General features: G+C 42.9%; 12 protein-coding genes. 7 read left to right on the forward strand and 5 right to left on the reverse strand.

Going from position 1 to position 13,595, the window contains the following annotated elements; all coding sequences use genetic code 11:
- Positions 1-222 precede the first annotated feature (222 nt).
- Positions 223-879 carry an AAA family ATPase gene (locus tag QUF61_RS17370; RefSeq protein ID WP_289682836.1) on the forward strand — a complete coding sequence of 219 codons (657 nt, stop codon included), beginning with the start codon at positions 223-225 and terminating at the stop codon, positions 877-879.
- Positions 872-1,087 carry a hypothetical protein gene (locus QUF61_RS17375; protein ID WP_103918320.1) on the forward strand — a complete coding sequence of 72 codons (216 nt, stop codon included), beginning with the start codon at positions 872-874 and terminating at the stop codon, positions 1,085-1,087. Before QUF61_RS17370 ends, QUF61_RS17375 begins: the two co-directional genes overlap by 8 nt.
- A 135-nt stretch (positions 1,088-1,222) precedes the next feature.
- On the opposite strand, the gene ptsP is transcribed toward QUF61_RS17375, so the two are convergent.
- The 4 genes from ptsP to rapZ form a co-directional block, all read right to left on the reverse strand.
- Positions 1,223-3,010, reverse strand: coding sequence for a phosphoenolpyruvate--protein phosphotransferase (ptsP, locus tag QUF61_RS17380; protein ID WP_103922009.1), 1,788 nt, complete (start codon positions 3,008-3,010; stop codon positions 1,223-1,225).
- The gene (locus tag QUF61_RS17385; RefSeq protein WP_455423319.1) at positions 3,007-3,282 is read right to left on the reverse strand and encodes an HPr family phosphocarrier protein; all 276 of its coding nucleotides are present in this window, start codon (positions 3,280-3,282) and stop codon (positions 3,007-3,009) included. Before QUF61_RS17385 ends, ptsP begins: the two co-directional genes overlap by 4 nt.
- 106 nt (positions 3,283-3,388) lie before the next feature.
- Positions 3,389-3,817, reverse strand: a complete 429-nt coding sequence (locus tag QUF61_RS17390) for a PTS sugar transporter subunit IIA (RefSeq protein ID WP_103922010.1) — start codon at positions 3,815-3,817, stop codon at positions 3,389-3,391.
- Positions 3,810-4,661: an RNase adapter RapZ gene (rapZ, locus tag QUF61_RS17395; RefSeq protein ID WP_103922011.1), complete on the reverse strand. Its 852-nt coding sequence runs from the start codon at positions 4,659-4,661 to the stop codon at positions 3,810-3,812. Before rapZ ends, QUF61_RS17390 begins: the two co-directional genes overlap by 8 nt.
- Before the next feature lie 97 nt (positions 4,662-4,758).
- Here rapZ and QUF61_RS17400 point away from each other — a divergent pair, with 97 nt between their 5' ends.
- The 4 genes from QUF61_RS17400 (at position 4,759) to QUF61_RS17415 (ending at position 12,749) form a co-directional block, all read left to right on the forward strand.
- Positions 4,759-6,855 carry a glycosyltransferase gene (locus QUF61_RS17400; RefSeq protein WP_289682837.1) on the forward strand — a complete coding sequence of 699 codons (2,097 nt, stop codon included), beginning with the start codon at positions 4,759-4,761 and terminating at the stop codon, positions 6,853-6,855.
- Positions 6,856-6,985: 130 nt separating this feature from the next.
- On the forward strand, positions 6,986-7,417 hold the full coding sequence (locus tag QUF61_RS17405; protein WP_289682838.1) for a DUF29 domain-containing protein: 432 nt from the start codon (positions 6,986-6,988) through the stop codon (positions 7,415-7,417).
- Positions 7,418-7,886: 469 nt separating this feature from the next.
- Positions 7,887-9,818 (forward strand): hypothetical protein, encoded by a 1,932-nt coding sequence (locus tag QUF61_RS17410; RefSeq protein WP_289682839.1) that lies wholly within the window; start codon positions 7,887-7,889, stop codon positions 9,816-9,818.
- Between the two features lie 897 nt (positions 9,819-10,715).
- Positions 10,716-12,749, forward strand: a complete 2,034-nt coding sequence (locus tag QUF61_RS17415) for an InlB B-repeat-containing protein (RefSeq protein WP_289682840.1) — start codon at positions 10,716-10,718, stop codon at positions 12,747-12,749.
- A 22-nt stretch (positions 12,750-12,771) separates the two neighbouring features.
- Here the strand turns inward: QUF61_RS17415 and QUF61_RS17420 are convergent, their stop codons facing one another.
- On the reverse strand, positions 12,772-13,173 hold the full coding sequence (locus QUF61_RS17420) for an IS66 family transposase (protein ID WP_320416064.1): 402 nt from the start codon (positions 13,171-13,173) through the stop codon (positions 12,772-12,774).
- 222 nt (positions 13,174-13,395) lie between these two features.
- Here QUF61_RS17420 and QUF61_RS17425 point away from each other — a divergent pair.
- Positions 13,396-13,595: hypothetical protein (locus tag QUF61_RS17425; protein ID WP_289682841.1), on the forward strand; the 200-nt coding region annotated here is incomplete at its 3' end.

Genomic DNA, 13,595 nt, shown 5'->3' on the forward strand with positions numbered 1-13,595 from the left:
AAGCCAAACATAGCTCTCATGAGGCGTTCGTTTTTCTGTATTCTGTCAAGATTCAACATTTTTTTGGCTCTGTGGATGACTCAAATTACAAGTTTGTATGTTTTTGTCTTATTTGGCAACATCTCTACTGAAGATATAATCAATGACAAACAGAAGCTGTTTGATATTATAGGAAGGGGGTTTTCAAGGCAGGAATACAAAACAATTTTTGTTTATGAGCCAATGCCTTCTAAAATTCGTTCATACTCAAGATTCACTCAAAATCTACTCCAGGATGCCAGCAATCTGGCTGGTTTTCTGGCTGCTTTATCAGAAAAAGATAAAAGCAGAGTTGAGGCAACGCTTCCCAAATATCTCAATCATCTTCCTGAACGTGATATCAAAAAGGTCTGGGCAGAACCTGTTGGTCGTTTAGGCAGCGATGCCATGTTGTATTGCGAAGAAGAATGGATAGCAGGAGAACCCCAAATCATTGATGCGCGCGGCATGTCTGACGGCACGCTACGCTTTTTAGCCATTCTCATTGCTTTATTGACACGCCCTGAAGGCAGCCTGCTGGTGATTGAAGAGGTGGACAACGGCTTACACCCATCACGGATGCACTTATTGATTCAGGCCATGCAGGAAATCGGACGCGAACGCAATATTGATGTACTGGTAACAACACATAATCCTGCATTGCTGGATGATTTAGAACCTGAAATGATGCCCTTTGTACAGGTGGTGCATCGCGATCCAAAAACAGGCGCAAGCAAAATTACCCCTTTGGATGACATTGAGCAGTTGCCTAAACTGCTGGCTTCAGGCTCCTTGGGTAAAATTACCACGCGCGGCAACTTGGAAGAAAATCTGGAAGCACAGGCATTAGCTGATGCGTAAAATACTGGTTATCGACACCAGTATTTTGTGTGTCTGGCTGGAAATTCCTGGTAAAACCACTTGTGGCACAAGCAACGACCACTGGGATAAAGTGCGGGTAGATGATGTGATTGCGCAAGAAGAGCAACAAGGTGCAATGTTTATTTTGCCGCTTGCAAGTCTGATTGAAACAGGCAATCACATTGCACACGCGAATACTAAGGAGTGAGGATGAAATAAATACAGAAACTGGGCGCAGGATTTTTATTCATTTTCAAGGCGTGAAAACAGGCGCATAGCAAGCTATGTAACTGTTTTCGGAACGCAGAAAATGGAGAAAAGCTATACTTTAACAGAGGCCGCCTTAAGCCTCCATCCGTGCCACCAGACTGGCAATACGCTCCCGGTTGCTGGTGCGCAGCACCCGATCTGCCAGGGCTTGCAATTTACCCAGATCACTATGGCGGATAATCTGTTTGATTTCCAGCAAGGATTCCGGGGTGACACTGAAATGGCGCAAGCCCATACCCAGTAATAAACGCACATAACGGCTATCACCGGCCATTTCACCACACATGCTCACAGGTTTTTTGTGCTCATTGCCCACATCCAGAATATTTTTCAGCAACCGTAAAACAGCCGGATTTAATGGATCATATAAATAACTGACTTCATCATCCAGGCGATCAATGGCCAGAGTATATTGAATCAAATCATTCGTGCCGATTGAAAAAAAGTCCACATGCGGGGCAAACATATCCGCGCAAATGGCAATTGAAGGCACTTCAATCATCACACCAACAGGAATATCGGGATCAAAAGGAATGTCCTGGCTGCGCAGGTCTTTTTGTACATTGGCAATAATTTGTTTGACTTGATGTAATTCAGTTAAAGTGGCCACCATCGGGATCATCATGCTGACTTTGCCATGCACGGAAGCGCGTAAAATGGCGCGCAATTGCAAACGAAACAGATTCAAATCCTTCAGACACATACGCACGGCGCGCAAGCCCAGCGCCGGATTCAGCGGCATGGAGAGTTTATTACGCCTATCATCATCAGCCTGTTTATCCCCGCCTAAGTCCAGAGTGCGAATCGTCACCATGCCCGACAGTTTGTTTAAGACTTTGACATAAGCCCGGTAATGCTCTTCTTCATCGGGTGGCGGCTTCTCTTTTCGGTTCATATACAGAAATTCGGTGCGATACAAGCCGATACCGTCCGCGCCACTGCGTAAAACCGGTTCCAGATCAGTGGGCATTTCAATATTGGCCTGCAAACTGATCGTGGTACCATCACGCGTAATGGAAGGCGCTTTACATAAACGGTTAAGCGTCTGATGATAACGCCGTTGCTCGTTTTGTTTGACCCGGTAATAACGTAAACTGCGACTGTCCGGGTTGCCAAGAATGATGCCACGTCGCCCATCCAGTACCAGCACATCATCACCGTCAATATAGCGCCGCGCATTACGCACCCCTACAATCGCAGGAATACCTAAACTGCGGGCAATAATCGCGGTGTGTGAGTTGATGCCGCCAAACTCAGTGATAAAAGCTTTAATACCGTGATGCGGCATCAGTGCCGTATCTGCCGGCGTCAGATCATCTGCCAGGACAATCCGCCCGGATAAGTCCATTTCATTACTGTTATGGCGTTTCGCTTTATTAGCTTGCTTGACCAGACAGGCCTGTACCCGATTGACCACCTGCTCAATATCCACCGAGCGCGATTGTAAATAAGGATCATCAATAGCCTGAAATACGCTCATTAACTTGTCACGCTGGATTTTTAAGGCCCATTCGGCATTACACAAACGACTTTCAATAATCTCCACCGGAGCCTGCGTCAACATGGCGTCTTCCAGCATCAGAATATGCGGATCAATAAAAGACGCAATTTCTGCCGCTGTGTTCATATGACCTTGAATCTGAGGCTGAGACTGCGTAGGATAAATCAAAGGAATCTGATCACGAATCTGTTTGAGTTCGTGTAATGCCGCAGACAAAGCACTCTGAAAACGCACAATTTCTGCCGATAATTGAGTTTTAGTGATCGGGTATTCATTAAATTCGATCTGGGGTCGTAAAATATGTACGACACCAATGACCAGACCTCTAGAAACCCCCAGCCCGTGCAGGGTAAAACTCACTCGTCTTCTCCAAACCCGGACTGAATCAATTCCGATAATACCTGCAAGGCTTCCTGTGAATCGTCTCCATTGATTTGCAGTTCAATCCGTGTTCCCTTAGCAGCAGCCAGCAACATCACCCCCATGATGCTTTTGGCATTGACCGTCTGATTATCGCGTCGAATCTGTATCTGACTGGCAAAAGCAGAGGCCGAACGCACCAGTTTTGCAGCAGCTCTAGCGTGAAGCCCAAGCTTGTTCACGATAGTTAATTCTTTTTGTAACATCATCATTATTATTTATCTTAATATTATGAATATAACACCCGGTTTTTAACCCGTTTATGTGTTGTTTTGTGCTTTAAAGGGCAAAAAAGGAGCTTTTATGTAATAACGCCCGTTACATCAGTTCAATAATACCCCGGTGTCCTCCTTCAAGAGCAATTTCAGCCAATGAATCCAGTGTAATCATTGAGTCTTGCATGGCATAGCTGCAAACCCGCAGTAACATGGAAAGATTCAATCCCGCAATATGATGCGAGGGATAGGCTTTCATCGACTTGCAGGCGCTGGTTGCAGTATTTGCCGGTGTTGCGCCCACCAAATCAGACAATACCAATACACCGTCCCCCTGATTGACCTGCCTTCCCAATATCTGGATGTGTTGACAAAGCGTTTCCGTATCAACTTCTTTAGGTTCAATACCCAATGCGATAATAGATATGGGTAATGGGCCTAGAATTTCACGGACGCATTCCAGCAAACTCTCGCCAATCTGACCATGCGTGACTAATAATATGCCTATCATAGAGTTTAATATGTTATCCATTTAAATCCCGGTGCCGAACCAATACATTAGGATGAATGCCGCGAAAATGTCTTGCGAGGCATTCTGACATAAAGACGGAACGGTGATGACCACCGGTGCAACCAATCGCAATATTTAAATAGCTGCGATTACTGGCCTCAAACTGAGGAATCCAATTGGTTAAAAATGCAATCAGTTGCTCTGTCATTTGCTGCACGGCCTCTTGTGGCTGTAAAAAATCAACAATCGCTTGATCCTGTCCAGTCAAAGGTCGTAAGTGAGGCTCCCAATAAGGATTGGGCAGACAACGCATATCAAATACAAAATCCGCATCCTGCGGTACGCCATATTTGAAACCAAATGATTGAAACAATAATGGCATCGGTTCGCCACTTTGCAAGCCCGCCCGCAAACGCACCATATCCCGCAACTGATGCACATTGCTGTTTGAGGTATCAATATGAATATCTGCCTGGGTACATAAAATTGACAATAAACCCCGTTCCTCTTGTATGGCTTCGGCTAAAGAGCGGTTTTGTGTCGTGAGCGGGTGCTTGCGGCGGGTTTCGCTGAAACGTTTTAATAAAACGGCATCACTGGCATCCAGAAATAAAATTTCATAATCAATATTACGCCGTGCCAACGTATTTAATAATTCAGGCATATTTTGCAGCGCAATGTTGCGCACATCCACGCCCACCGCCATACAAGTATAATCATCTCCTAGTTGCGCCATTTGCGCAGCAACTTCGGGTAATAAATTAACCGGCAGGTTATCAATACAATAACCACCACGATCTTCAAGGCTGTGCAAGGCAATAGTTTTACCCGCACCCGATAAACCCGTTACAATAATCAATTTCATAGCGTGTATTTTACGCACTTCGATTGTTTTTGGCTTGAGTCTTTTATTATAAAGCTTTAGGCTTGCGCGCTTTTCACTTAAATTAGAATAACTACCCGTGTCTCTACCTGTGCCTCTAACAACACCGATTCACTCACCGCGCTACCAACTGGAGCAAGCGGGTGTCACTTTACATCAGCAAGCTGTTGCCGTTGTGGTCTGTATTCATAATGCGCTGGCTGATGTTAAAAACTGCCTGACTTCCCTCACTCAGCATAGCACCTCGCCCTGGCAATTGATTCTGGTTGATGACGGCAGTCAAACGCCAACACGTGACTATTTAAACACCTGGGTACAACAGCAAACAACCATTCAGGTGCAGCTATTACGCAATGATTCGGCTAAAGGTTACACCCTGGCAGCGAATCAGGGTATGCAACAAGCCATTAACAGTAAAAATATACCAGAGGCGGTTATCCTTTTAAATAGTGATACCATCGTCACCCCCTGGTGGCTGGATCGGATGCTGGCCTGCGCCAATTCAGAAACAAATATTGGCATGGTCGGCCCTTTAAGCAATACCGCTTCCTGGCAATCAGTCCCGGAAATTGAACATAACGGTGACTGGGCAACAAATCCGCTACCACTGGATTTAACGGTAGCGCAAATGGGTAAGCGCCTGGGCGCATTATCCATCCGCGCTTATCCACGTTTAGCTTTTCTTAATGGTTTTTGCCTGTTAATTAAACGCGCGCTGATTGATGACATTGGTTATTTTGATGAAGCAACCTTTGCCCGTGGTTATGGTGAAGAAAATGACTACAGTATTCGTGCCTTAAAAGCGGGCTGGCAATTGGCAGTGGCGGATGATGTTTACATTTATCACGCCCAGTCTAAAAGCTATTCCCATGAGCGCCGCAAACAACTGGCTGATGCCGCAGGTCAGGCATTGGCACAAAAACATGGGCAGGCGATTATTGATCAAGGGGTATTTCAGTGCCGCCATAGTCGCCTGATGAGTAATATCCGCAACCGCACCCGGCACCTGCTTGATCGTTGGCATCTGATTGCACAGGGGCAATATCATTGGGCAGGCAAGCGGATTTTATTTATCCTGCCAATTACCGATGCGGGTGGTGGCGGTAATATAGTCATCTCTGAGGCACAGGCCATGCAACGCATGGGCGTGGATGTGCAACTGCTGAATTTTTATGGCAATCAAGCGGCCTTTGAGCGCAGTTACCCTGATTTGCCTTTGCCAGTTAACTATGTGCATACCCACTTTGATATTCCAAAAACCTGCATGGGATTTGATGTGGTCATTGCCACTGCGCATCAATCAGTGGACTGGCTGACACCTCTGGCTGAGCAAAAAAACAAACCCCAACTGGCTTATTATATTCAGGATTTTGAACCCTGGTTTTTTGTACAAAAACCTGCGCTATACGGTAAATTCTGGGAATACCCCTGGTTACGCCGCCGCTTGGCGGGTTATTATTTTCGGCGCGATCCTGGCTTTCGTCACGCCTGGCTTTCCTATCTACACCTGCCGGAAATGACTTGCCTGACAAAAACCCAGTGGAATCAGAACGAACTGTATGAACAGCTTAAAATTCAGGCCCATATTGTCGGCCCAAGTTGTGATATTGATTTATTTCAGCCGCACAACGAGCATAGCGAACAAGAGACAATTCATATTTGTGCAATGATTCGTCCTTCCAGTCTACGCCGCGCACCATTATTGACCATGCAAGTGCTTGGCGCACTAAAACAGTGCTATCAACAAGCCATAGAAATTTATTTATTTGGCGTGGAAGCGCAAGATCCCGCTTATTTAAGCTTACCCCATGATTTTGAATACCATCACCTGGGCTTACAGGCACCACAACAAATTGCTGCTTTATTTTCCAAAATGGATATTTTTGTTGATTTATCCAGCTTTCAGGCCATGGGCTTAACCGCAATGGAAGCAATGGCCTGTGGTTTGGCAGTGGTTTTACCTAAACATGGCGGTGGGGAGAGTTTTGCCAGACATCAGCAAAACGCCCTGGTTATTGATACCACCCAAGCAAAACAATGCCAGCAAGCACTGGAACAACTCATTGAAAACCAAGACTTGAGAACAGATTTAGGTATGCAGGCATTATTGGATATGGCAAATTATTATCCTGAAAAGGCGGCCTATAAAATATTGCAAACGCTATTTGATTCGTAGAAATGTAGAAATGTAGGTCGCATAAGCGCAGCGTCATGCGACATTCACAACTCATGGCGGATGACGGCTACGCCTTATCCGCCTTACAAATTAGCTAAAGCAATATATATTCAAAGGGAAAAACAGTATTATGAGCCAGACTAGCTACGATGAAGACCTTTATACCTGGTCATTAGAGCAAGCAAAACTGTTGCGGGCCGGTCAATTTGAGCAGATTGATCTTGAACATATTATTGAAGAAATTGAAGATATGAGTAAATCAGAAAAACGTGCCCTGCAATCTTTTCTGGAAACACTGCTGATGCACCTGCTGAAATGGCAATATCAGCCAGCCTTTCAGGGCAGAAGCTGGAAGTTCACCATTATTGAACAGCGCAAACGTATTGAAAGCCATTTGCAGGAAAATCCCGGCCTGAAAAGCAAACTACCTGAATTAATTGAAAAAGCTTATGGTTATGCCATTACGGGTGCAATACGGGAAACGGGTCTGGATATTGATATTTTTCCAGCACAATGCCCCTGGCCCTATACGCAATTTACCAATCCTGATTTTTGGCCATAATTACAATTAATAACAGATTTTATTGCCGGCTTCTGTTTCCCTGTACAGTAATGGTACATATGTTGCCTGCATATTACTGCAAGCAGGCGTGGTACAGCAATATTCAGGTCATTATCCAGATTTATTATGCTGTTGTTTTTTTGCAACAAGACTACCGTTTATCCCCTGTTTTTCACCTTTTAGAATGTTGCAAACTACTTGACAGCCCCTGTATTTATTGAACTGTTGTAAGGCTGCCACATTCTTTCGGATTTGTTGTGTTTTAGTGTTGCAATTTATTTAGAACCTGTGGTAATCTTGTCAGCAGTTGAATTCGACCACATTAGTAATGTGCGCCGTCTATTGCATCATTGTATTTAATGTTGTAGGTACTTGTGCAGGATAAGCAAATTATGTATGCTTACGTGCTATGAGCGGTGAATTCCAGTTTTTTTATTTTATTTATTTTCGCTTAAGGAGTGTAAATATAATGATGAGTTCTTCTTTTAAAAAGAAATTATTGCCCTCGGCAATGGCTGTAGCAATGGCTTCTGGGGCTATGCTTAGCGGCAATGCTAATGCGATTCATGTAAGTGAAAAAGGTATTGGTCAGGTACTGATGGCACCGCTGTACATGGCTGACTATGGGTACAATAGCAAGGTTTCTATTGTTAATACCCGTACTGATACTGCTGTTAAAGCGCGTATTGCTTTACGCTCACGTGTTAACTCTATTGAGTTTGACTTTCTATGTTATATGTCACCAGGTGATGTTTGTCAATTTGAGATTGTTCGTGGTGATGATGGTCAGGCTTACCTAAAATCTAACGATGATTCTATACTGGCTAATCGCCCCAGTACTGCAAATGATTATCGCCCAATATTTGCTTCCCAGTGTGCTACCGAGCCAAGTGAATTTTGTAAAGATGGTTATCTTTATGTGAAAATGTATGATGACCAGTTACCAACTAACACTGATGGTGTCTTAACAGAAGAAGTTAAGGGGCAGCGTAGATTATTTGCAGCGCATGCTCATACTTCCAATGCTGATGATAATGAACTTGGTCATATTGAAGTAATTGGGGCATGGGGTGCTCAAGGTTCTATTAAATTTAATAGTATTTCTGATGCTGCCGTTGCAGCCAGTCTAGGCACTTTACAAAATAGAGTTTTAATTGAACGCGGTATGTCTAAAGCAGACCTATATAAGATTATGGGACCCTTAGTTCCCGAAACCGCAACTGGCATAGGGGTGAGTCAAAACCGTCAAAGATTAGCGGGTTATGTAGAAAATGATGGTGCAACTCAACTCCAAAATGAAGCAGGTGGTTATGCAACTGGAAGAATGGTTAATAATGTCTGCCAAATTGACCCTATACTTGCAGCAGATGCATTGCAAGGCTCTAGCATTGTTAAGGCTAGTTATTACGGTGAGCCATGTGTAGTTGGTGGAGGTATCTTACCTTACAAAGCTCCAGCTAGCACTGCCGAGATTGGCAGTAAAATTCGTTCCACTGATCCTCGCTGGATTCGATTGACAGGTATGGTGGAGATGGAGAGTGCATCCACTAGTGACCGCATGGGTCTGCAAATGTCTGCATTAGATGGAGATGTATGGGATAATTTACCCCCTAGTGATAATGTGCCTTCATATGGTATGAATAGCTATCAACAGTCAGGCCTCGGTCAATATCGATTTGCTTTTGATGGTCGCTTAATTAGTAACCCATTCTTTGATGCAAGTACGGGTGATACACTATCTATGGGTTTCACTTTTGGTTCCTCGAGAGCAGGACTTGGGGACGTTGGAATATATGATAATATTATTGAGATTGAGCATGCTTTAGCTGCTAATGCTATGAATTTAACCTATGAAAATGATGGTCAAAATTTAACCAATGTGATTATTACCTTCCCCACTAAGTATCGTCATCTTTCCGCTTTAGGTTATCAGGCAAAAGATAAGTGTACTGGTAGTTTTGGTGATAGAGATCCTGCTGGTGACCGTATGTGTATCGAAAATAATGTCCTACTTGATGATGAGGGGGATGTTTGTGGCGGTGGTTTGAGAGGGCGCTATTATTATCCTCCATTCCGTTCAGAGCAAACTGGCTCAGTATTGCGTAAAATTACTTCTTATGATAATCAAGAGAATGTAGTAACTAGCGTAGGTAGTATTGATCCTTTCTCTGGTAAGATTTTTATTGGTCAAGATTTGGCGATTACTGATGAAGTTAATTACATGTTTGTGGACTGGCCTTTTACTCAAGGTTGGGCTGAAGTAGGTCTTACTGCTGAAGTAGGTTGTCAGTATCAGGGAGTTCCCGTATTGGCATACGCGCATAAAACCAAACCAACTGCAGCTGGCTTCTCTAATTCTTGGTTAGTACCATTAACTAAGGATTCTGATACCGACCAGTAGTTTTATTGTTTTTTGGTAAAACTTCTTTATCAAAACCCCTTGGATTAAATCCAAGGGGTTTTTTTATCTGATAAACCCCATCCACCTTGAAATCGACAAAAATATTCTATTAATGTCATACCTGCGCAGGCAGGTATCCAGTCGCTGTTCACGAGGGCTGGATTCCTGTCTACACGGGAATGACAAAAACTGCGGTTTTCTACTTAGACGGGGTTTATTAAAAAACAATCCATTTGCATCATGTAAATTACCTTCTATCCCATTTTTTATGATTTGACTAGTAATGGAGGCTATCATCTACGGATGTAGAGACTTTTCATCCTTCATTTTTATCTTTTATATGGAGTATGGGCTTCATATCAGTCGAGTTTGCAATTAAAAAATACTGATTATAGCACTTTGTATGGGATACACGTCATACCTTGAAAATCAGAAATAATATTATCGCAGAAAACCCCTGTCGCCTTACAAGTCATTGATAAACCAGGTTGTATTTTTACAACTTAGTGAGCACTAATATTCTAATGTACATTCAATATTAGTGTATTACGCGATTCTGACTGGGAATTGCTGATATTATCGCTAAATGATTGATTGTTAATATGAAAGTAGTCATAATCCAGTGATTATAAATAATATTAAAAACTCATATAACGCAAGAGGTCAAAAACTCCCGTTAGTATGAATTAACTTTCATTGTCCGGGGTCGGTCACCTGCATGATCATTGGTTATTGATTATTAATCATCTCACACAAAGCAGTATAATCAGAAAAAAATCGTCATCTATATGTTGTTATGAAGTTATTTCTCATAAAATTAAGGGTAAACTGAATCTGAAAATGCTGAAGCTAAACACAATTTATACTCAAAAAAACTAATTTTAATGGAGAACTTTAATGAACAAGACTCTTTTTTTCTTTATTCTACTTTGGTCATGGTTCCTATTACCAACCTTGGCTAATGCTTATGGTTGGACGGCAAAAAATCCAATTGCAGATCTGACTCCATGTAGTAAATTTCAGGAAACATATATAACTGAAGCTACAAAGACTTCTGTAACCTTACTGTATCCTAGTGCTGAAGATGAATTTAATATTGCCCCAGGTCAGGCGGTGATTGCGCCATTTATAGCTCCTCCAGGAGTTATATCAATGGATATATCAACATCAATACGTAGTACAGGTTATTTTACTACAGCTTTCATTGGTGATTACCCTCTCCCTTTTTGTGCGGAAGAAGGTTGCTCAGGATTTAGCTTATATGGCAATAATTTTAAAGCTGGGGGGGATTACTTATTAACTTCTTTCTTTTACGATACTCATAGCGTCAACTATGCACGGCAAGGCTATCTTGCTATTTACGCCGATCCTCTCAATGTTGGCTCTTTTAATATTAATTCGTACACAATTAAGGTTCTTTTTGATACAAAAATTGATACTAATGGAGACGGTGTTTTAGATACAACTCAAGGCGTTGATCTCTACAAAAACTGGGTAGCACAAGGTTGTCCAATGTCAACAACACCCGCCGCCAACTACAGCCTGACAATCAACAAACCAACAGGCGGCACAGTCAGCACGACAAATATTGCCTGCGGCAGTAGCGGCAACACCTGCAGCGCCGCCTTTACCGCAAATACTTCGCTCACCCTGAGCGCCACCCCCGATACGGGTTATGCATTCCAGAGCTGGACGGGTTCATGCAGCGGTTCTAATCCACTAGCAATGTCATTAACGGCAGATAAAACCTGTGGGGCTGTGTTTACGCCTATAGATTCCGATAAAGTGACATTGACAATCGACCCCAAGCCAACAGGCGGCACGGTCAGCACGACAGGCATTGCCTGTGGTGGTAACGGAAGTATCTGTAGTGCCTCTTTTGACCAAGGTGCCTTGCTTACCCTGAGCACCACCCCCGATACGGGATATGCATTCCAGAACTGGACGGGGTCATGCAGTGGTACCAATACCTCGCTGTCAGTGTCAATGACTGAAAATAAAGTTTGTGGTGCTGATTTTATATCCACTACATCAGCATGTGATGCAAATAATATAGAAGCCTGTAACAACCAGACAAGTTGTGAAGCCGTTAATGGCAACTGGGATATTCTGACTTCGACTTGCACAGCTGCCACTTGCTGTACTTGCCGTGATGCAACAACGGCATACCCTGTTTCCACAAATTCTGATTCTGGTATTAATTTCACGCTTGAATCTTTATATACCCAGCAAGATAGCGCTTACGTATTATGGCTACTAGATGGAACAGGCACTGAAATTACAGCAAGCTCCACTGTTTCTGACGGGAAAATAATGGAATGGGTTATTGGATTAGCAACCTCTATAGACGAAGAACAAATTGTAGGTTGTCATAATGCGAAGGATTCTCAGTATTCTCAATATACAAGCGATGGCTATATTGACACCTCCGAGATAAGAGATAGCGCGTTCCAATGCTTTAGTTATTCAACTTCTTCAAATACGCCTTTGAACGGTAAAATACGGGGTAAAACAAATGATGGTGAGTATTACTATATTATGATGCGAAGTAGCGATGCAAAGAACTCAGAAACCATCAGATTTAGAGTCAATGCACCAATAAATCCCCTCGTACTGGATCTATACAAGGCTAGGTTAAAGCTATACGAGGCTGATAAAATCACGCTTGAAACAGCGAATGCTAATTTGATAGAAGCGCATAAAGCAGAGGTATCTGGTCTGCTGCCAGCATTTACAACGGAGCTAATTAATAATGAAGCAGCTATATTTATTGATATTCCAGAACTAAAAATTCCAACAGAATCAGGGGGAATGGAGTGTATAAAAATAAAATTAGAATATATTCCATCAGCTAATTTGAGTGAACCACTCCTTTTTAAAGTAGACCCCTCTGAAATCCCAGAGGGATCAGCGTGCCCTCCCTTAGAGTAATCAGTTGCTCAATGGTAACCATTCAGACCCCCTCCACCTGAGCGGCAGGCAAAGCCGGAGCGCTTCTCCCTGCCCGCCGCTCTCCAATAACCTTTTCCAGATAACGCCAAGGAGAAACATCTCGCTTACGGCAGGTATCAATCACCGATGCCAACACCGCAAACACGCGAGTTCCTACCTCCGTTTGAGTACCATAGGTAATTTTGCGCATAATCACCCAGTGCCGTAACGCGTGTTCGGCCTCATTATTGGTTAAGGGCATGTGCGGGTGGCGCAATACCATAAATATAGCTTCCCAGTCATTGAGAAACTCCACAGCAAGCGCACGGGCTTTCTTGTGCTTGGATTCACCCTTTATCCGCTCACATTCTGCCTTAAAGTCCTCTAATAATATCTCTGAAAACTCCGAAAAACTATATTGCAGTTATAATTGGCGGTTATAATTGACTGCAATCACTAAATTAAACCACTATAAGTAGGGATAAAACATGACATTAACAGGATATATCAGCAAGATCACAGGCTATTTTACCGATAAAAGAGTTGTAGAAAAAACTGAAAACCTTTTAAAAAAATTGTTGAAAATAAGACGATAAAATTATGGCAAATTAGTGATGACAAACGTGAGTTTGAGAGAAGTAAAAAGTTGATAGATAATTCTTTAAAATCGGTTTTAGATGATGAAAAAATATCCAATGCCTTGATTAAAAATAGCGTTAAAAAGCTATGTAATAACAGTCGCTTGTATATTTTTAGTGACCATTGTGATATTCGCAAACCTCATGCTTCAAAGCAGGAAAACCAGGGCAAAGTTCGAACCTTGGATGGCAAGATAGTTAACGGTTA

The sequence above is a fragment of the Candidatus Venteria ishoeyi genome (assembly GCF_030378065.1).
Lineage (GTDB): Bacteria > Pseudomonadota > Gammaproteobacteria > Beggiatoales > Beggiatoaceae > Venteria > Venteria ishoeyi.

Bases quoted from the DNA above. Each gene is read 5' to 3' on its own strand.
- QUF61_RS17415 (WP_289682840.1), top strand. From the start codon at position 10,716: ATGAACAAGACTCTTTTTTTCTTTATTCTACTTTGGTCATGGTTCCTA.
- QUF61_RS17390 (WP_103922010.1), bottom strand. From the start codon at position 3,817: ATGGATAACATATTAAACTCTATGATAGGCATATTATTAGTCACGCAT.
- rapZ (WP_103922011.1), bottom strand. From the start codon at position 4,661: ATGAAATTGATTATTGTAACGGGTTTATCGGGTGCGGGTAAAACTATT.
- QUF61_RS17410 (WP_289682839.1), top strand. From the start codon at position 7,887: ATGATGAGTTCTTCTTTTAAAAAGAAATTATTGCCCTCGGCAATGGCT.
- QUF61_RS17405 (WP_289682838.1), top strand. From the start codon at position 6,986: ATGAGCCAGACTAGCTACGATGAAGACCTTTATACCTGGTCATTAGAG.
- QUF61_RS17385 (WP_455423319.1), bottom strand. From the start codon at position 3,282: ATGATGATGTTACAAAAAGAATTAACTATCGTGAACAAGCTTGGGCTT.
- QUF61_RS17375 (WP_103918320.1), top strand. From the start codon at position 872: ATGCGTAAAATACTGGTTATCGACACCAGTATTTTGTGTGTCTGGCTG.
- QUF61_RS17370 (WP_289682836.1), top strand. From the start codon at position 223: ATGCCTTCTAAAATTCGTTCATACTCAAGATTCACTCAAAATCTACTC.